This is a genomic window from Aquimarina gracilis (genome assembly GCF_035285365.1).
Lineage (GTDB): Bacteria > Bacteroidota > Bacteroidia > Flavobacteriales > Flavobacteriaceae > Aquimarina > Aquimarina gracilis.
Map to the genome: position 1 here is coordinate 225,910 of NZ_JAYKLX010000010.1, position 20,056 is coordinate 245,965.

Annotated in this window: 16 protein-coding genes; 14 read left to right on the forward strand and 2 right to left on the reverse strand. The window is 33.8% G+C overall.

Features of this window, described 5'->3' with window-relative positions:
• The first annotated feature begins 90 nt into the window (after positions 1-90).
• The gene (locus U6A24_RS20490; RefSeq protein WP_324181884.1) at positions 91-726 is read left to right on the forward strand and encodes a ribonuclease H family protein; all 636 of its coding nucleotides are present in this window, start codon (positions 91-93) and stop codon (positions 724-726) included.
• A 77-nt stretch (positions 727-803) separates the two neighbouring features.
• On the opposite strand, the gene U6A24_RS20495 is transcribed toward U6A24_RS20490, so the two are convergent.
• Positions 804-1,175, reverse strand: coding sequence for a helix-turn-helix domain-containing protein (locus U6A24_RS20495; RefSeq protein WP_324181885.1), 372 nt, complete (start codon positions 1,173-1,175; stop codon positions 804-806).
• A gap of 304 nt (positions 1,176-1,479) precedes the next feature.
• On the opposite strand from U6A24_RS20495, the gene U6A24_RS20500 reads away from it, so the two are divergent.
• The 7 genes from U6A24_RS20500 (at position 1,480) to U6A24_RS20530 (ending at position 7,642) form a co-directional block, all read left to right on the forward strand.
• Positions 1,480-1,659: a hypothetical protein gene (locus U6A24_RS20500; RefSeq protein WP_324181886.1), complete on the forward strand. Its 180-nt coding sequence runs from the start codon at positions 1,480-1,482 to the stop codon at positions 1,657-1,659.
• A gap of 74 nt (positions 1,660-1,733) precedes the next feature.
• On the forward strand, positions 1,734-2,336 hold the full coding sequence (locus U6A24_RS20505) for a hypothetical protein (RefSeq protein ID WP_324181887.1): 603 nt from the start codon (positions 1,734-1,736) through the stop codon (positions 2,334-2,336).
• Between the two features lie 19 nt (positions 2,337-2,355).
• Positions 2,356-3,336 (forward strand): grasp-with-spasm system ATP-grasp peptide maturase, encoded by a 981-nt coding sequence (gene gwsG, locus U6A24_RS20510; protein ID WP_324181888.1) that lies wholly within the window; start codon positions 2,356-2,358, stop codon positions 3,334-3,336.
• A complete protein-coding gene (locus tag U6A24_RS20515) occupies positions 3,326-3,541 on the forward strand; it encodes a hypothetical protein (protein WP_324181889.1) in 216 nt (71 codons plus the stop codon). Before gwsG ends, U6A24_RS20515 begins: the two co-directional genes overlap by 11 nt.
• Positions 3,522-4,598 (forward strand): grasp-with-spasm system SPASM domain peptide maturase, encoded by a 1,077-nt coding sequence (gwsS, locus tag U6A24_RS20520; protein ID WP_324181890.1) that lies wholly within the window; start codon positions 3,522-3,524, stop codon positions 4,596-4,598. Before U6A24_RS20515 ends, gwsS begins: the two co-directional genes overlap by 20 nt.
• A gap of 129 nt (positions 4,599-4,727) precedes the next feature.
• Positions 4,728-5,657, forward strand: coding sequence for a PfkB family carbohydrate kinase (locus U6A24_RS20525; RefSeq protein ID WP_324181891.1), 930 nt, complete (start codon positions 4,728-4,730; stop codon positions 5,655-5,657).
• An 86-nt stretch (positions 5,658-5,743) separates the two neighbouring features.
• On the forward strand, positions 5,744-7,642 hold the full coding sequence (locus tag U6A24_RS20530) for an amidophosphoribosyltransferase (protein WP_324181892.1): 1,899 nt from the start codon (positions 5,744-5,746) through the stop codon (positions 7,640-7,642).
• 264 nt (positions 7,643-7,906) lie between these two features.
• On the opposite strand, the gene U6A24_RS20535 is transcribed toward U6A24_RS20530, so the two are convergent.
• Positions 7,907-8,515 carry a superoxide dismutase gene (locus U6A24_RS20535; RefSeq protein ID WP_324181893.1) on the reverse strand — a complete coding sequence of 203 codons (609 nt, stop codon included), beginning with the start codon at positions 8,513-8,515 and terminating at the stop codon, positions 7,907-7,909.
• A 190-nt stretch (positions 8,516-8,705) separates the two neighbouring features.
• Between U6A24_RS20535 and U6A24_RS20540 the strand changes: the two genes are divergently transcribed.
• From U6A24_RS20540 to U6A24_RS20565, 6 genes are all read left to right on the forward strand, one after another.
• Entirely contained in the window at positions 8,706-11,855 is a 3,150-nt protein-coding gene (locus U6A24_RS20540) for a UvrD-helicase domain-containing protein (protein ID WP_324181894.1), read from the forward strand.
• Positions 11,856-12,140: 285 nt separating this feature from the next.
• Complete coding sequence (locus U6A24_RS20545; protein WP_324181895.1) at positions 12,141-13,535, forward strand: OmpA family protein; 1,395 nt, start codon at positions 12,141-12,143, stop codon at positions 13,533-13,535.
• Positions 13,536-13,635: 100 nt separating this feature from the next.
• Positions 13,636-16,371, forward strand: a complete 2,736-nt coding sequence (locus U6A24_RS20550) for a PD-(D/E)XK nuclease family protein (protein ID WP_324181896.1) — start codon at positions 13,636-13,638, stop codon at positions 16,369-16,371.
• Positions 16,372-16,373: 2 nt separating this feature from the next.
• A complete protein-coding gene (locus tag U6A24_RS20555; protein ID WP_324181897.1) occupies positions 16,374-17,222 on the forward strand; it encodes an alpha/beta hydrolase family protein in 849 nt (282 codons plus the stop codon).
• Positions 17,223-17,279: 57 nt separating this feature from the next.
• Positions 17,280-17,567 carry a hypothetical protein gene (locus U6A24_RS20560; protein WP_324181898.1) on the forward strand — a complete coding sequence of 96 codons (288 nt, stop codon included), beginning with the start codon at positions 17,280-17,282 and terminating at the stop codon, positions 17,565-17,567.
• 80 nt (positions 17,568-17,647) lie between these two features.
• Positions 17,648-20,050 carry a TonB-dependent receptor gene (locus U6A24_RS20565; RefSeq protein WP_324181899.1) on the forward strand — a complete coding sequence of 801 codons (2,403 nt, stop codon included), beginning with the start codon at positions 17,648-17,650 and terminating at the stop codon, positions 20,048-20,050.
• The last annotated feature ends 6 nt before the right edge of the window (positions 20,051-20,056 follow it).

The following is a 20,056-nucleotide window of genomic DNA, read 5'->3' on the forward strand; positions in this document are numbered from 1 at the left end:
ATTAATTCTGGATAAGACCAATGAATAGTCAATGAATTTATATGTTGAGAACACACAAACTACTACCCACCATAAACTAACAACTAAATAATGGCTAAAAAAGAAAAATTTTATGTAGTGTGGGAAGGCCACAGACCTGGTATTTATACCAAGTGGGACGATTGTAAAGCTGCAGTAAAAGGGTACCCAAATGCAAAATATAAGTCTTTCGAATCGTTTGACGTTGCCAAAAAAGCATACAATGGAGATTATGAAGATTATAAAGGAAAAGCAAAACCTAAGAAAGCACTTACTTCAGAACAATTGGCAAAAATAGGTGAACCCAATTTATATTCTATTGCTGTAGATGCAGCGTCAAGTGGTAATCCAGGTGTTATGGAATATAGAGGTGTAGATACCCAAACCGAAAAACAGTTATTCCATCAAGGACCATTTAAGCAGGGAACCAATAATATAGGAGAGTTTTTGGCATTGGTGCATGGGTTGGCCTATCTAAAAAAGAAAAATAGCGATCGTATACTATATTCTGATTCTAAAATTGCTATTGGATGGGTAAAACAAAAAACTTGTAAAACCAAACTTAAGAGAACTAGCAAAAATGCTGCAATGTTTGATTTGGTAGATCGAGCAATACAATGGCTCAAAGAGAACACCTATACTACCAAAATTGTAAAGTGGGAAACCAAAGCATGGGGTGAAATACCGGCAGATTTTGGAAGAAAATAATCGCTAGGACTCTGTAGATTAGTTCTATTGCTATTTTGGCATGCTGTAGCTATAGGATTGCGGTCTAATAAATTGGCTTAAAACTTAATTTTATTAGAGAGTTGGGCAATCAATCGATCTTTATCTTGTAATCGAGCTTCATACAATTCAATAATTTTATCGGTTTTATCTTTGTTTTCTTGATATAGATTTTGTACTTCTTGATGGCCAATGGCTTGGTCCGAATTATTTTGATGGTAAATATTGTTTGCTTTAATATCTAGCAAATCTGCAATAGGGGTTTCTAATATTTCGGCTAATTTAAATAATCGCTCTACCGTAAGTTTGGTTTCATTTTTTTCAAGCTTACTATAAGCTACTTGGCTTATATCAAGTTCTTGGGCTAAATATTCATGAGAATATCCTTTTTGTTTACGGATACTTTTTATTCTTTCTAATACACTTTCCATAACCATAAGTTATAATAATTTTACCAAAAGTAATGAATTTATATTAAAAGTTATTAATAAGCTAAGGTTGTTTATATAGATTTGCGCTTAGTTTTTGATAAAACTATAAGACTTACCCCTTTTCAATTTTTTTACAAAAAAAATCTCCAGTCCCGAAAAATGAAACTGGCTACTAGTATTATTGTAATTCAAACAGCAGAATTTTGATTCTAGTTTTTGTTTATAATAAAATTTGTTGCGCAACAAATAGGCGGAAACCGAAAAGCCTATAAAAGAGTAGGTGTTTTAATTAAATATTTTAAAAATGAAAAAATTAAAAGATTTAAATTTGAATGTTATTGAAGACAAAAATGCGTTGACTATAAAAGGTGGATGTGAAGGTAGAACAACTAAGAAAACCGAATTTGTAATGGATCCAGGATGGATGTTTGGAGGAGAAATTGTTGAATATGGAGATTGGGAAGATGATGGTTGTTGTGAATAAGTAATGTGAAATTTTATTGATAGCCTGTCAATGCTGGTAGGCTATCAATTTTCTTAAAATTTAAAAATATATTTATGAAATTTTCTGTAAAGATTCTTTTAATTCTATTTGGCATTTGTTTTACATCATGTCATACAGAATCAAGGCCCAAACCCTTTAGTATAGAGCAATCAAATTTGGATATCGATTCGTTAATAAACTCATTAAATACTACAGGAAAAAAAGAAAAGTTTCTTATCAAGATAGATCACAATGATCAAGATGCTCGGAACCCTGATAGAGCCAATGAAATTCTAAAAAGAAACAAGTACAATAAGAGCTCATATGAATATAAGGAGTATTTATATAGAATGATATATGTTGATAGTATTAACTTTGTAAAAGTTAAAAAATATCTGCAAACCTATGGATATCCTACATTTAAATCTGAAGATTATAGAGTTGGCTCGGCGATAAGGCTGGTTTGTATGCACCAACCCACATATCAAAAACAGCTAGAGTTGTTCCCCTATCTACACAAGGCCTATAAAGATAGTCTTATTGAGGCAGATAGTTTTTCTTTTCTACTCAACAACATGCATAGGCATAAGTATGGTGATAGTCATCCCCATGCGATAACTAATGAAGAAAACATAAAACAATTATTAGAAAAATTAGGGCTAGAAGATACTTTTTAGAGATTATCTATTTATTATTATGATACTTATTTGTAAAAAATATAAAGAAAAGAATGAAAGTTATGAAGAGGTTGTTGACTGGTTGTCTTATAATAATGCTCAATTCGAATTTCTTTCTGGCAGACATCATTATGAAGATGGTAAGGATTGGTCTATAGAACTAAATAATACCAAAGATAATTCGAGTCAAGATTTCTCTAAATACAAAAGCGTATGGTTTCGAGGCTTTTTACAGCACAATACCCATCTTTCATCAATTTTTGATACCGTTGAATGCTCAAATAATAATGTAGCAGAGTTACGTTGGCGTCTTGGGCAAGAAATAAGTAAGACAAATACTCAAATCTTTAATAATTTTAAGAATGCATTTCAGCTTCCCAATCCAAAATCGACCAAAGTAGATAAATTCTCAAATCTTCGTCTGGCAAAAAACCTTGGTTTGGAGATACCTCCTTCAATAATTACTAATTCTAAGAACGACTTGAAAGCTTTTTTTAGGAAACATAAAGAAATTATAACAAAACCTCTGTATGAAACTTTAAACTTCGAAGAAGATGATAGTTTCATTAGCTTCAAGACAGATAAAATTGAAGAGTCAGAAATTTATAATTTACCGGATACTTTTTTTCCATCTTTTTTTCAAGCTTATATAGAAAAAGATATAGAACTCAGGGCTTTTTATCTAGAGAGAGAGTTTTATACAATGGCTATATTCTCCCAATTAGATCCAATGACCAAAGTAGATTTTAGAAATTACAATGAAGATAACCCTAATCGAAAAGTACCATATTTGTTGCCAAAGGAGATCGAAGAAAAACTAAAAAGATTAATGAAAGAATTAAATCTTAATACGGGGTCTATTGATTTAATTAAAAGTCCAGATAAAAAGCATATTTTTTTAGAAGTAAACCCAACGGGACAGTTTGGCTTTGTTTCAAAAGCGTGCAATTATTATATAGAAGAAAAGATTGCTAAAACATTAATAAAACATGACAGCTAAAAAAGAAACATTTTTTAAAAATTATCTACATAACCTCCCTTTTTTCTTTAGAAATCATAAAACAAAAGAACTACAAATTTCCAAGGATTACAAAACCACTTATTCTGATAAAATACCTATGTATCAATCGGAACTTGTAGAGTGTAAATTACCTAACAAACCCATTTCAAAATTACTTACATTTGATGAACAAAAAGACTTTTAGACTATTCTCAAATTGTATAATCGTTAAAGGGGCTTCGTTGGCCACAATTTGTGATCTTCATCGTGGCAAGGTGTATTCCATTCCATTGCCATTAGCAGAATTTCTCGAAAAGACTAAGAATAGTAGAACTTTGGAAAATATTCAAGAGTTCTCAAATGAAGATCAGGAAACCGTAATAGAGTATTTACAATATCTTGAGAGTAATGAACTGGGGTTTTGGACGGATGAACCAGAAAGATTTCCAAACCTGAACCTCCAATGGAAATCCCCCGAGTATATAAATAATGCTATTATAGAAATAGAACAGTTGGATAATACCGATATAAAAAAAATTACTACTGCTCTGACCAATTTATACTGTAAATACATTGAACTAAGATTGTATAAAACTGTAAGTCTAGACAAAATTTCTTTTTTCGTAGAAAATTGTTCTGAATCAGTCATAAGAAGTATTACTGTTTTTTTACCATTTACTCCTGATTTAGATATTGAAGAAATAGAAAATCTATCAATTAAATATCCAAGAATAGTTCTTTTTGTATTACATTCTGTTCAAGAAAAATACACTCTTTTAAAAACGAAAAACCCTAAAATTAGGTTTGTTTCTCGCACTATAGATAATCGAAACCATTGTGGAATTATTGACCCCAAATTGTTTTCAATAAAAATCCCCGTGTTTACAGAATCGTTAAATCACAATTCGTGCTTAAACAAAAAGTTATCTGTCGACATTGATGGAAATATTAAAAATTGTCCATCCATGTCAAAATCATTTGGAAATGTAAAAACACATCTACTAGAAGAGGTTGTTAACTCTAGTGATTTTCAGAAAGTTTGGAGCATTAACAAAGAGAAAGTCAATATTTGCAAAGATTGTGAATATAGGCATGTATGCACAGATTGTAGAGCATATGTTGAAAACCCAGAAGATCAATTTTCTAAACCGCTTAAATGTGGATATGATCCCTATACTAACACATGGGAAGAATGGAGTACCAATCCTTTAAAACGAGAAGCATTAAAATATTATAATTTCCAAGAGTTTTTAAATGGTTAATTTTCCAAAGAACTAAAACAAATCTTAGGTGAATTACCTGCAGATTTCAGAATAAAATAAGCTTCTACAATTATCTCTCTACTACTTAAAAGTAAAACGTATATTTGCAAAAAAATTATACGCTATTTTATGAGCAAATTATTGATTGTAGGCTCTGTTGCCTTTGATGCAATTGAAACTCCGTTTGGGAAGACTGATAAGATTTTAGGTGGAGCAGCACCTTATATTGCACTTTCTGCTTCAAATTTTAATATATCATCTGCCATTGTTTCTGTGGTGGGCGAAGACTTTCCTCAGGATTATTTCAGAACTCTGGAAGAAAAAAATGTAGATACTTCTGCGATTGAAGTCGTAAAAGGAGGGAAAACTTTTTTCTGGAGTGGTAAATATCACAATGACCTAAACTCTAGAGATACATTGGACACTCAACTTAATGTATTGGCAGATTTTAATCCAGTAGTTCCCGATACATATAAAGATGCAGAGATTGTGGTGTTAGGAAACCTTAATCCGTTGGTACAAATTAGTGTTCTGGAACAACTTACAACAAAACCAAAACTTGCCATCTTGGATACTATGAATTTCTGGATGGAAGATGCTTTTATTGAAGATCTTCGCAGAATAATATCTATGGTAGATGTGATCACTATTAATGATGAAGAAGCCAGACAGTTAAGCGGTGAATACTCTTTGGTAAAAGCAGCTCGAGTAATAGAAAACATGGGGCCAAAATATGTGGTTATTAAAAAAGGAGAACATGGAGCCTTGTTATTTCATAAAGAGCAAATTTTCTTTGCACCGGCACTTCCGTTAGAAGAGGTGTTTGACCCAACTGGAGCCGGAGATACATTTGCCGGAGGTTTTGCGGGATATTTAACCAAGACCGGGGATATTTCTTTCGAAAACATGAAAAATGCAATTATTCATGCGTCTAACTTAGCTTCGTTTTGCGTAGAAAAGTTTGGAACCGAGCGAATGGAGAATCTCGACCGGGCCGAAGTGCAAAAGAGGCTTCAGCAGTTTAAAGAATTAACACAATTTGAAATAGAATTGTCTTGATACAAATCTGGCCCTTGAAACAGTGTTTTCGGGGCTTTTTTAGTTATGGTTTACTCAACACAACAACTTAGAATTTTTGGAATACAATGAGTGATGCTTTAAAACACGAATGCGGAATTGCGTTCATAAGATTATTAAAACCATTAGAGTATTATAAAGAAAAATACGGTAGTGCATTTTATGGAGTAAATAAAATGTATCTAATGATGGAAAAACAACACAACCGCGGACAAGACGGAGCTGGATTTGCAAGTATTAAATTAGATACCCCTCCTGGAGAAAGATATATTAGCAGAGTTAGGTCGAGTGCACCCCAACCCATACAGGATATATTTTCGCAAATAAATGATCGAATAAATAAAGAATTGGTCGATCATCCAGAGTATACAGATGATGTTACTCTTCAGAAAAAAAACATACCCTATATAGGAGAAGTGCTATTAGGGCATGTTCGCTATGGAACTTTTGGCAAAAATAGTGTAGAAAGTGTTCATCCGTTTTTAAGACAAAACAATTGGATGCACCGAAACCTTATTGTAGCAGGTAATTTTAATATGACCAATAATGACGTGTTATTTAAAAATTTGGTACGTCTTGGTCAGCACCCAAAAGATAAGGTAGACACGGTTACCGTAATGGAAAAGATAGGTCATTTTCTTGATTCTGAAGTAGCAAAACTTTATAAGCAACTCAAAAAAGAAGGGTATAATAAAATTGAAGCGTCTCCACAAATAGTTGAACGGCTTAATGTTGCAAAAATCCTTAAAAAATCTTCACGAGATTGGGATGGTGGATATGCTATGGCTGGAATGCTGGGGCATGGCGATGCATTTGTTTTAAGGGACCCTGCTGGAATTAGGCCTGCATACTATTATAAGGATGATGAAGTAGTAGTAGTAGCCTCAGAAAGACCCGTAATACAAACAGTGTTTAATGTTCCTTTTGAAGAAGTCATAGAGTTAAAGCCAGGAAAAGCCATTATTGTAAAAAAGAATGGAGATACCACTATAAAAAAGATCATCGAGCCATTAGAAAGGAAAGCATGCTCTTTTGAACGCATCTATTTTTCTAGAGGAAGTGATGCAGAGATTTATAAGGAGAGAAAAGATCTAGGTAAACTAATCATGCCTCAGGTTTTACAGGAGATTAATCACGATACAATTAATACGGTTTTCTCATTTATACCAAACACAGCAGAAACTTCATTTTACGGAATGGTAGAAGCTGCACAAGATGAATTGAATAAGCAGAAAAATGAAACTATCCTGTCCGAAAAGGAAACCCTAACCGATGAGCGTTTATCTGAAATACTTTCATCCAGATTAAGAACAGAAAAAATTGCTATTAAGGATGCCAAACTTCGAACATTTATTACCGAGGACAGTAGTAGAGATGATCTTGTAGCACACGTTTATGATATCACCTATGGCGTTGTAAAACCTGATGATAATTTGGTGATTATAGATGATAGTATTGTAAGAGGAACGACGCTTAAGAAAAGTATTATCAAGATGATGGATAGACTTAATCCAAAAAAGATAGTAATTGTCTCATCTGCACCTCAAATTCGATATCCGGATTGTTATGGGATCGATATGGCTAGACTAGAAGGCTTAATAGCATTTCAGGCAGCATTAGAACTTTTAAAAGAAAATGGGAATTATGATTTGGTAGAAAAAGTTTATGAAAAATGTAAGGCTCAAGAAAATCTTAAAGATGCTGAAGTTCAGAACTTTGTGAAAGAGATTTATGGTGGGTTTTCAGATCAGGAAATAAGTGATAAAATTGCAGAATTGCTTAGCGACGATACGGTTAATGCCGAAGTTCGAATTATTTATCAAACCGTAGAAAACCTGCACCAGGCTTGCCCTAAGAACCTAGGGGACTGGTATTTTACTGGAAATTATCCTACTGTAGGAGGAAACAGAGTGGTAAATAAAGCATTTATAAATTTCTTTGAAGGTAAAAACGAAAGAGCTTACTAGAAAAGCGTAAAAAAATTGATGTTAAAAATGGTTAATTTGTGTATTTCAACAAGTATTTTGACCTTTCATCTAAAACATTTTTTCACAATGAATTTCCGTCTTATATTAGCAGAGCCATAGCATAAGTAGGTTAAGTTCATGGTAGATTTGGGGCAAAAAAAGGTGGACTTTCCACCTTTTTTTATTTTAGGACAATTCGTAATTATCAACATAAAAAAAGAGTCGCAAACTGCGACTCTTTTTTATATAGAAATTTTCTACAATTTATTTTCCTTGCGCATATCTACTTGAAACCTCATTCCAATCAATTACGTTAAAGAAAGCGGTAATATAATCTGGACGACGATTTTGATAATTTAAATAGTAAGCATGTTCCCAAACATCTATTCCTAAAATAGGAGTTCCTCCACAACCTGTTTTTGGCATCAAAGGGTTGTCTTGATTTGGTGTCGAGCAAATCTCTACTTTACCACCTTGTTGAACACATAGCCATGCCCATCCTGATCCAAAACGTGTAGCGGCAGCATTGGCAAAAGCATCTTTAAATGCATCAAAAGAACCATAGGCAGCATGTATCGCATCTGCAAGCTCTCCAGAAGGTTTTCCTCCTCCGTTTGGAGACATAACTTCCCAAAATAAATTATGATTGTAATACCCACCACCATTATTTCTTACTGCAGTATTAGACATATCTAGATTAATAAGGATATTCTCAATAGTTTTACCCTCTAGATCAGTGCCATTAATGGCAGCATTTAATTTATTGGTATATCCAGCATGGTGCTTATCATGATGAATTTCCATGGTACGGGCATCTATATGAGGTTCTAACGCATCAAAAGCGTAGTTTAATTTTGGTAATTCGAATGACATATTTTACTTTATTTGATTAATAAAAAAATGAAAATGACACCAAATTTAACAATTAGAGCGATGAATAAAAATTTATAATTGTTATAAATTAATTAAAACAAAATGAATGTTGCCAGCACTACTTTGTAACTTAATTGTGAAATGAAGACACAAAAAATAACTGCTTTTAGTATTTTAGTAAAAAAAAGAATTGAACGCCAACACTGCCTTTACTGTTTATAACGCTGCTGCCGGAGCCGGAAAAACCTATACATTGGTAAAACAATATTTGATTACTTTATTAACCGGTGAGTTTAAAGATAGTTATAAAAATATCCTTGCGATTACCTTTACCAATATGGCAGTGACCGAAATGAAAAACAGAGTCGTAGAAAACCTGGTGGCGATTAGCAGTTCTGACACCCCTCAAGACTATCAAGAAACATTAAATGACCTGGTAAACGAAACAAAAATCCCTGAAGAAAAACTTAAACATAAAGCCGATAGAATATTAAAAAGTATTCTTCATAATTATGCAGCATTTGACATTGTAACGATTGATACATTTACTCATAGGGTAATTAGAACTTTTGCTCATGATCTAGGTATCCCGATGAATTTTGAGATCGAAATGGATACTGAGGGGCTTATTGAGGAAGCCGTAGATGCCGTGGTAGCCAAAATAGGATTGGACTCCAAACTCACCAAGTTAATTGTTGATTTTGCCATAAGCAAATTAGAAGAAGATAAAAGTTGGGACATTACTATAGAACTCAATAAAGTTGCTAAACTTTTATTTAGTGAAAATGATAGAAAGCATCTTGATCGTATTTCAAATAAGGAAATCAAGGATTTTGATGAGCTTAAAAAGAAATTAATACAAAGGATAGATGCGTTTCAAAAAGAAGTTGTTTCTCGAGCCCAAGGGGTTCTTGAGCTAATTGCAAACAAAGGAATAGAACATAATGATTTTACTAGAGGATCGGTTCCTGGTCATTTTAAAAAATTAGCGCAAGGAGACACAGTAGATTTTAAAGCCGCCTGGAAGCAGGACATACATAATGCTTCTTTTTACAATGCAAAATTGGATGAGCATAAAAAAGAACAGATTGATCACATCAGACCCACCATCGAAGAAGCTTTTTTAACTACCAAAAAACAAGTAACTCAAATACGGTTTTTGAAAAACTGTATCAAAAACCTTACTCCTTTGTCGGTCTTAAATGTTATTAATCAAGAACTACTAAAAATTAAAAAAGAAAAAAGGATTCTCCTCATTTCAGAGTTTAATTCGATAATAAGCAAAAGTATACAGGATCAACCAGCCCCTTTTATTTATGAACGGCTTGGAGAACGTTATAGAGATTATTTTATTGATGAATTTCAAGATACATCAGAGTTGCAATGGAACAATTTGATTCCGCTTGTTGACAATGCGGTTGCCACAGAGACCCTAACTGGAAAAAGAGGGAAAATTACCATCGTTGGTGATGCAAAGCAAGCTATTTATAGATGGAGAGGAGGCAAGCCAGAACAGTTTATAGAATTATCGTTAGATCAGAACCCATTTTCGGTTAAGCAGAAACAGGTTTTTAACCTACCAAGAAATTATCGAAGTCATGAAGAGGTTGTAAAGTTTAATAATAGCTTTTTCACATTTTTATCTAAGGATTTTAGTGATGAAAAACATAAAGAACTTTATTTACTTGGAAACAAACAGGAAGTAAATTCTAAAAAAGAGGGCTATGTAAATATTTCCTTTATAAAGGCAAAAAATATAGTCGAAGAACATGAGATTTACCCACAAAAAGTATATGATATCATACTCGAACTTAGGGAAAAGGGGTATCAGTCAAAAGACATTTGCATTATTGTGCGTAAACAGAAAGAAGGAGTAACTATTGCAGATTATCTTACAGATAAAGGTGTTTCGATAATTTCTTCAGAAACATTATTGCTCAAAAACTCACCAGAAGTAGGGTTTATTGTAGATTTAATTACTTGGTTTGTGCAACCAGATAATCTTCTTGCAAAAATTAAGGTATTGCACTTTCTTTCAAATAATATTGCAGTGAATGAGAAGCACTCTTTCTTACAAAGGATGATTGCCAACGACAGGACAGATTTTATAGTCGGTTTAAAGACGTTGGGGATTGATTTTAGTTTTGATCAATTGGCACTACGGCCCTTTTATGATGCTATAGAGTATGTAATTAGTTGCTTTAAGCTAGCAAAAACGGCACCGGCATATGTTCAGTTCTTTTTAGATATCATTTTTACATATTCTCAAAAACATACTGAGGGAATGATAGGTTTTCTTTCGTATTGGAACGACAAAAAAGATAAGCTCAGCATCGTGGCTCCAAAGATTAAAGATGCTGTACAGATTATGACAATACATAAATCAAAAGGGTTAGAGTTTCCATGTGTTATTTATCCATATGCCAATGAAGATATCTACAGAGAGATAGAACCCAAAACCTGGTTTACTGTCGATAAGGAAGAATATCTGGGTTTTGAAGAAGTTTTTATAGATTATAATAGAAGTATTGAAGATTATGGATCTATAGGCCAAAAAATTGTTGCTGATAGAAATGCTCAGTTAGAACTTGACGCCCTCAATTTACAGTATGTAGCGCTTACTAGGGCGAAAGAGCAATTATATGTAATTTCTAAGTTAGATTTGACAAGTAAAGGAGTAAGCAATCCTAACAAATTCTCAGGAAAACTTATTACATATCTCAAGGATATTGCGAGATGGAATGATGATGTACAGGAGTATTCCTTCGGGAATCCTCGCAAACCTCCTGTTATGGTATTGGAAACCAAGAAGTCGGTAAAGACCATAAAACTTTCTCATTTTGATGATTCTTCAAAAGTGCTTAAAGTTCATATTGTAACAAACTCTGGTAAACTATGGGATACAGCTCAAAAGGATGCAATCGAAAAAGGAAATCTTATACATGATTTGATGGCTTCAATCTATACTCAGGATGATGTACAAACGGTGATTGAAGAGGCTTATATAAAAGGAGAAATAGCGGGTACAGAAAGAAAAACTCTTCTTAATGAAATGAATTCTTTGGTAAATCACCCAGAATTATCGAAATATTTTTCAAATGAAAATATAGTCTTTAATGAAAAAGATATTATCTCTGAAGGGCGTTTTTTTCGTCCAGATAGAATAGTGGTTAACAAACATCAAGAAACGACCATAATAGATTATAAGACTGGTGTTTATATGCAATCACATGCTGTGCAAATACAAAAATATGGTGATGTGTTAAAAAATTTAGGTCATGACGTTAAATACAAAATTCTCGTTTATTTTAATGAAGATATCACCTTAAAATACGTATAAATTAGATATCATTTTCATAATTACTAAAAGAAATTTAAGGATAAAAGGTATTTTTATCTTATAATTGTACCATAATTTTTAAGATAAACACAATTAATTTTATCTGAAAAGGTTAAAATTCTCGTTTTTTTAAGGACTAAAATACTGTAAGAAAAAACTTTAAGACCCTTGAAAACAGCGATATTTACTGGCCTATTAAGAAAAATTTATTAGATTTATCTTTGACAGTTATGTTTAACATATTACATTTGCTCTAATTAACACTTAAAAATTAAATTATTGAATATGAAACATCTTAGCAGATTTTTAGTTGCTTCGTTACTGGTACTAGGGGTTAGTACTGCGAATGCACAAGATGAAAACAATCCTTGGGCGGTTTCTATAGGCGTTAATGCCGTTGACATCTTTCCTACTGGGGGAGACCTTTTAACTCAAGGTGAAATTTTCGACGAATATTTTAATGCTACAGACCACTGGAACATTCTTCCTTCTGTTTCCAAAATATCTGTTGGAAGATATATAGGAGATGGTTTTACCTTCACAGTTTCTGGGTCGGTTAACAAAATTGACAAGGCAGGAGAACTTCCTGATGGAACAGATGTTAGTGCAGACGATTTGTCTTATTATGCTGCAGATGGTAGAGTTAGCTATAGCTTTAAAAACGCTTTAAAAACAAGTTGGTTGGACCCTTACTTAGGTGTAGGTGGTGGATATACTTGGGTTGACGAAATAGGTGCAGGAACTCTAAATGGTTCTATAGGAATTAACTTCTGGTTTACTGAAAACTTAGCACTTAACGTACAGTCTACTTACAAGCATGTATTCGAGGATTATGAAGTAAGTAACTATCCTCCAACGCATTTCCAACACTCTGCTGGTCTTACTTTCGCTTTTGGAGGTAAAGATACAGACGGTGATGGTGTATATGATAAAGATGATGAGTGTCCAGACGTTCCTGGTTTAGAGGAATTCAATGGATGTCCTGATACAGATGGTGATGGAATCACTGATGCTAAAGATGACTGTCCTGATACTGCTGGTACTGCAGAGTTCAATGGATGTCCTGATACAGACGGTGACGGTGTAGCTGATCCTAAAGATGAGTGTCCTACTGAAGCTGGTCTAGCTGAGCTTAACGGATGTCCTGATGCTGACGGTGATGGAATCGCTGACGGTAAAGATGGTTGTCCTAATGAAGCTGGTCCTGCTGAAAATAACGGATGTCCTTACCAAGATAAAGATGGTGACGGAGTATTAGATAAAGATGATAACTGTCCTGATGTTGCTGGTACTGTTGCAAACAACGGATGTCCAGAAGTAACTGAAGAAGTACAGAAAACTCTTAATGAGTACGCTGCTCAAGTATTGTTCGACTCTGGTAAGTCAACTATCAAAGAACAGTCTACAAAAGTACTTAACGACATTATCGCTATCTTAAAAGAGTACCCAACTGCCAAGTTTACAATTGAAGGTCATACGGATAGTCAAGGTAGAGCTGCATCTAACCAGAAATTATCTGATGCTAGAGCAAATGCAGTTAAAACTTTCTTAGTAGAAAACGGAGTTGATCAGTTCAGATTATCTGCTGTTGGATACGGAGAAGACAGACCAATCGCTACTAATAAAACTAGAGCGGGTAGAGCTAAAAACAGACGTGTAGAGATCAACTTAAAGAAATAAGAAGAATCTCTTAACAAATAATAAATATGAAAACGTCCCGATATTATCGGGACGTTTTTTATTTTTAGAAAATTGAATGATGATTTTAAAACAGTAGTATTTGAAAAGTTTTCTAAAAGAAGTATTGCTCGAAGTACAGAACACACAAGATACAATCAGTGATCTTGTATTCCTGGTTCCTAGTAAAAGAGCTGGTTTGTTTCTTAAAAAAGAACTTCTTGACCTTTATAAGAATGAAACCATCTTTGTTCCCGAAATTTTTAGTATTGAAGAATTTATAACCCAAATATCGGGATTACAACAAATAGATAACATACAGGCGTTATTTGAGTTTTATGAAACCTATTTAAACACAAATTCTCATCTCAGAAAAGAAAACTTCGAAACCTTCAGTAATTGGGCTCAAACTCTAATATATGATTTTAATGAGATCGACCGATACTGTATTGATCATAATAGTTTTTTTGCTTATCTCTCAAATATACAGGACATAAATCATTGGTATTTACAAAAGGAAAAAACAGAATTAATACAAGAGTATATTAGATTTTGGGAAAGCCTTCCAGAGTATTATAATAACTTTAAAGAACGATTATTAGCCAAAAAAATAGGATATCAAGGGTTGTTGTATCGCAAGGCCTCCGACGATATACAGGGATATATTAAAGTTGAAAGCCGACAACATATCTTAGTAGGGTTTAATGCATTAAATAATGCCGAACAGCGCATTTTTCAAACTTTATTAAAGGAAGGAATGGCAGAGGCGTATTGGGATAGTGATCAATTTTTTTTGGAAAACCCCTATCATGAGGCCTCTCTATTTTTGCGCAATTATAAAAACCAATGGGACTATTATAAGCAAAACCCGTTTAAATGGATTAATAACAACTTTTCCTTACAAAAAGATATCAAATTAGTCGGGGTGCCAAAAAATGTAGGTCAGGCAAAATCTATTGGTAAGATACTTGCAGGCATTTCAGAATCCGAAATGGAAAAAACTGCCTTGGTACTAGCCGATGAAAACTTACTTCAACCAACCCTTACTTCATTACCCAATACGATAAAATCTGTAAATATCACAATGGGCTTACCCCTGAAAGAAGTACCAATATCAGGTTTCTTCGAACAGTTATTTAACCTTCATGAGAATAATACTTCAAAAGGATTTTACTTCAAATCGGTTCTTGAAATATTAAGTAATTTCGTCTCTTACAGATTAATGGGTATTACTTCGAGACATTTAATCACAACGATTTCTAAAGAAAATCTAGTGTATATAACACAGGACAAACTGCAAGAATTAGTTGGCGATGATAAAAAAGAAATCGTACGATTATTGTTTGATCCATGGGAAAATGTAACCACGACCCTAAATAATTGTAGAGAAATAATACAATTACTAAAAAGGAACATAGGAAAAGAAGGTAGCGCCATGGAATTAGAGTATGTATATCATTTTCATGTAGTATTTAATAAACTAACGACCTTACATAGCAATTATCAATATCTTACATCTATAAGAGCTTTACATACTCTTTATAAAGATATGTTAACTACAGAGTCCTTAGATTTTTCTGGTGAACCTTTTGCGGGATTACAGCTTATGGGAATGCTAGAATCTAGGTGTCTCGATTTTGAAACGGTAATTATTAGCTCTGTAAATGAAGGAGTCTTACCTGCAGGGAAAAGCACAAATTCTTTTATTCCTTATGATTTAAAACGGGCGTACAATTTGCCAACATACAAAGAAAAAGATGCAATATATACATATCACTTTTATCGCTTAATCCAACGTGCCAAGAAAGTATATTTGATGTATAATACCGAAGATGAAGGGGTTGGTGGAGGAGAAAAAAGTAGATTTTTACTTCAGCTGGATATTGATAAAAGGCCAAATCATAAAATTTCAAAATATACCGTTTCTTCAGAAGTACCCAAACTCACCCATGAACTTATTCGAGTCGAAAAGAATAAAGAGATCCTTGATAAGTTAAAGGCGCTTGCCGGGCATGGCCTGTCTCCTTCGGCACTTACTACATACATCAGGAATCCAATCGATTTCTACTATAAATATATTTTGGGAATTAGAGAAACCGACGAGGTAGAAGAGACAATCGCGGCGAATACATTGGGAACCGTAATTCATAATACACTAGAGACATTTTATAAACCTTTGGAACATACATTTCTTACCATAGAGAATATCAAAGAAATGAAAGGTGAGATAGATAGCGAACTTTGTAAACAGTTTTATAATGAGTACGCTCAACTTGATATTACTCAAGGAAAAAACTTATTGATTTATGAAGTAGCCAAACGCTACATCCATAATTTTCTCACCTCTGAAGAAAGACTATTGAATCAAGGGACTCAACTCAAGATTGTTGCTATAGAGAGTAACCTGAAGACTCAAATAAAGATTCCAGAACTGGATTTTCCAATCTATATCAAAGGAAAAGTGGATCGTATAGATGAATTGGATGGGAAAACACGTGTTATAGATTATAAAACGGGGAAAGTAAACAAAAGCGATGTTGTTTTAATGGATTGGGAAGAAGTTACTCTGGATTACAAATATAGTAAGGCAATTCAGATATTGGCTTACGGGTATATGTACTACAACGAAAACATAATTGCACAAGCATTTGAAGCTGGAATAATTTCATTTAAAAACCTGCAGGAAGGGTTTTTAAGGTTTGGCACCAAAGAAAGCGTAAGAAGTAAACCAAACCATGATATCACTAGTGAAGTTTTTGATGAGTATTTGACGCAATTAAAAAATTTGATTGTGGAGATTTTTGATAGTAAGATTCCTTTTATAGAAAAAGAAGTATAGCCATGATTACCCGTAAAAAAAATATCAAGTTAGAAGGAAAGCACCAAAAACCTATTTTGGCCGATGTTTTCTATATAAAAAGTCAAGAAAAAAAACCTATAGTGATTTTCTGTCATGGGTATAAAGGATTTAAGGATTGGGGTGCGTGGGATTTGGTTGCAGATGCATTTGCAAATGCTGGTTTTTTATTTGTGAAGTTTAATTTTTCTCATAACGGAGGAACGGTAGAACAACCTATAGATTTCCCCGACCTTGAAGCCTTTGGAAATAATACTTATATCAAGGAACTGGATGATTTGGAAACCATCATAGATTGGGTTTCTGGTACTGACTTTGGGTATAAAGGCATGGCAGATACTGCCGAAATATCTCTTATTGGTCATTCAAGAGGTGGGGGAATTGTAACAATCAAGGCAGCAGAAGATCCAAGAATATCTAAATTGATCTCTTGGGCCGGAGTATCAGATTACAAAGAACGTTTTCCAAAGGGAAAAGCTTTTGAATTATGGAATAAAAAAGGAGTGTACTATATCGAGAACGGAAGGACAAAACAACAAATGCCACACTACCTAGGTTTTTATACTTCCTTTATAGATAATGAAGAACGACTTACGATTAAAAAAGCGGCAAAAAAGATAAAAATTCCACACCTTATTATTCACGGCACACATGATCCAACGGTAAGTTTAGAAGAAGGTCAAAATATCCACTCCTGGAATCCCAATAGCGAGCTATTTTTGATAGAAGGTGCCGATCATGTTTTTGGAGCAAAACACCCTTGGTCTCACAATGAAATGCCAGCATATCTTAAGGAAATCACAGTAAAATCGATCGATTTTGCACTACTTTAACAAGAAACAAGAGGCTGTCCTACAATTTTTATTCATTTTTTTTGTTTATTTGTTACCATGAAGTCAAATCGACATATTATAGCATCCATACTCCTGGTGCTGTTCAGCTTTATGCAATTAGCTGATCTCCATGTTTTGGATCATGATGCTAATGATGTTGATGATTGTAATATATGTCAACTAGCTTCAGAAAACCATAGTGATGGATATATAGGTATAGAAATTGTTGAAACTCCTTGTATTATTACAATTCCTGCCGATGTTGTTCGATCTAACTACGAACAAAAGTATTTTGATTCTTCTATCAATTACTCTTTTCTTAACAAGGCTCCACCTACGGCCTAACCTTTTAATTAATTTTCCAGATTGACCTTTTACTAGCATGTTATTGCAACTAATCTAGTTAATATTTATTTTTTATTCGAATGAAAAGATTCACTTTAGCTTGCGTGTTTCTTTTGGGTGTATCCATTTTATCAGCACAAGATTGCGATAAAACACTTACCGGACAGGTAATTGATTTTCATGATGGGGTACCTCTAAAAGGCGCAACGATAACTTTTAATAATAAAACCATAGTGACAGATAGTAATGGTACATATACAATTAATGGCTTGTGTGCTGTGTCCTATGCATTTACGGTATCTCATGTAAATTGTAATGCTCAGGTGTTTACCATAGATATGTCTAAAGTCGCAACAAAAGATTTTTATCTAGAACATCATTTAAACGAGCTTCAAGAGGTAAAAGTAGCGGGGAAAAATAGACGAGAGACATCTTCTTCTCAGGAACAGACTATTAATACAGATATAATAGAGAAATATAGCAGTGCTTCTCTGGGAGATGCCTTAAGAGAGATCCCAGGAGTATCTTCATTAAACACGGGCACTACTATTGTAAAACCAATTATTCAAGGTTTAAGCGGCAGTAGGGTTCTTATTATGAACAACAATGTGAGAATGCAAGATATGGAATGGGGTGATGAGCACGCCCCTAATATAGATATTAACACCGCCGGAAGCGTCACCGTAGTAAAAGGAGCTTCGGCCCTGCAATATGGAGGTGATGCCATTGGAGGGATCATCATTATGAAGCCTAAACGTGTACCTGCTAAAGATACATTATTTGGAAAAACCATAATAACTGGAGCCACAAATGGTCGTGGGGGTTCTATATCTTCAGAAATAGTAAAGGGATACGAAAATGGGTGGTTCTTAAAAGCACAAGGAGCTCTTAAAAGATTTGGAGATTTTGAAGCACCTGATTATGTGCTTTCTAATACCGGTGTTTTTGAAAAAGGTGCATCAATTGCATTTGGAGTTAACAAATTTGAATATGGTTTCGATGCTTTTTATTCATTTTATGATACAGAAATTGGGATACTCGCCTCTTCACATATCGGAAATGTTGATGATCTAATTCGATCTATTAATAGCGGCCAACCAGATATTATTAGGGATTTTACTTATGACATTTCTAATCCAAGACAGGAAGTTACGCACCATCTTGGTAAAGTAACATATTATAAAAGGTTCGAAGAGTTAGGTAAATGGACGACTCAATATGATTTTCAACAGAATCAGCGATTCGAGTTTGATATTAGAAGAACTGACGAACTGAGTAGAAGACCAAGTATAGACCTGGAACTTACCACTCATACGTTAACCTCAGACTTTGAATTCGATGCTAAGCCTAATTATAGTTTAAAAGGAGGAATTCTTTTAAGATATCAGGAAAATGTTGCTGATATTGCAGAAACTGGCGTTAGACGTTTGATCCCAGATTATGATAAGTACGATATTGGTGCTTTTCTCACAGGAGAATTTGATATTAATGAATCCTTGATTATGGATGCTGGTATACGATATGACTTTAATAGGATCGATGCAAAGAAGTTCTATCAGGATAGTCGGTGGGATGAACGGGGGTATGAAACTGATTTTTCAGATATTGTGATAGACAGAGAAGTAAGAAACTCTCAACTATTAGCGAATCCGGTGTTTGATTATCATAACATCTCATCAACTGTTGGGATACAATATTCGTTTAAAGAAGATTACCAACTTCGAGCTAATTATGCTTTAGCTCAAAGAGCTCCCAATCCAGCCGAATTATTTAGTGATGGTCTACATCATTCTGCTGCCAGAATAGAATTAGGAGATTTAAGAATAGATCAGGAAACTTCACATAAATTATCGGTATCCCTTCAAAAAAATAACGAAAAGTGGGGATGGGAGATAGCTCCATATGCCAACTTTGTTAATGACTATATTTTACTTGAACCCACGGGTACCAATCTCACTATTCGAGGCGCTTTCCCAGTTTGGGAATATAGACAAACTGATGCCCAACTTTTGGGGGTTGATGCAAAAATGTATGTAAACTGGTCAAAACATTGGCAAACAGATCATAACTTTTCATTGGTAAAAGGAAAAGAAACGGATAATGATATCCCTTTGATCAATATGCCTGCACCCAATTTTACTAATAAAATTACTTTTACAAAAAAGGATTGGTTTAATTTGCAAGCTTCCTTGGAAAGCCAGTATACCTTTAGACAAAACGAATTCCCTCCTAATATAATTGTATTTTCTCCAGATGCTCAAGAAGATGTCGAACTAGAGATTAACACTCCGCCAGATGCGTATCATTTGTTAAACTTTGATACGGATATGGAGTTTGAATTGGGGCAGAAAACAGATCTAAATGTGGGACTCACTATAAACAATATATTAAATACAAACTATAGAAATTATCTAAATCGTTTGCGATATTTTGCCGACGAATTGGGTAGAAACTTTTTATTACGAATATCAATTAACTATTAAATTTTT

Coding starts and splice junctions, on each gene's coding strand:
- U6A24_RS20490 (WP_324181884.1), top strand. CDS start 91: ATGGCTAAAAAAGAAAAATTTTATGTAGTGTGGGAAGGCCACAGACCT.
- U6A24_RS20495 (WP_324181885.1), bottom strand. CDS start 1,175: ATGGAAAGTGTATTAGAAAGAATAAAAAGTATCCGTAAACAAAAAGGA.
- U6A24_RS20500 (WP_324181886.1), top strand. CDS start 1,480: ATGAAAAAATTAAAAGATTTAAATTTGAATGTTATTGAAGACAAAAAT.
- U6A24_RS20505 (WP_324181887.1), top strand. CDS start 1,734: ATGAAATTTTCTGTAAAGATTCTTTTAATTCTATTTGGCATTTGTTTT.
- gwsG (WP_324181888.1), top strand. CDS start 2,356: ATGATACTTATTTGTAAAAAATATAAAGAAAAGAATGAAAGTTATGAA.
- U6A24_RS20515 (WP_324181889.1), top strand. CDS start 3,326: ATGACAGCTAAAAAAGAAACATTTTTTAAAAATTATCTACATAACCTC.
- gwsS (WP_324181890.1), top strand. CDS start 3,522: ATGAACAAAAAGACTTTTAGACTATTCTCAAATTGTATAATCGTTAAA.
- U6A24_RS20525 (WP_324181891.1), top strand. CDS start 4,728: ATGAGCAAATTATTGATTGTAGGCTCTGTTGCCTTTGATGCAATTGAA.
- U6A24_RS20530 (WP_324181892.1), top strand. CDS start 5,744: ATGAGTGATGCTTTAAAACACGAATGCGGAATTGCGTTCATAAGATTA.
- U6A24_RS20535 (WP_324181893.1), bottom strand. CDS start 8,515: ATGTCATTCGAATTACCAAAATTAAACTACGCTTTTGATGCGTTAGAA.
- U6A24_RS20545 (WP_324181895.1), top strand. CDS start 12,141: ATGAAACATCTTAGCAGATTTTTAGTTGCTTCGTTACTGGTACTAGGG.
- U6A24_RS20555 (WP_324181897.1), top strand. CDS start 16,374: ATGATTACCCGTAAAAAAAATATCAAGTTAGAAGGAAAGCACCAAAAA.
- U6A24_RS20560 (WP_324181898.1), top strand. CDS start 17,280: ATGAAGTCAAATCGACATATTATAGCATCCATACTCCTGGTGCTGTTC.
- U6A24_RS20565 (WP_324181899.1), top strand. CDS start 17,648: ATGAAAAGATTCACTTTAGCTTGCGTGTTTCTTTTGGGTGTATCCATT.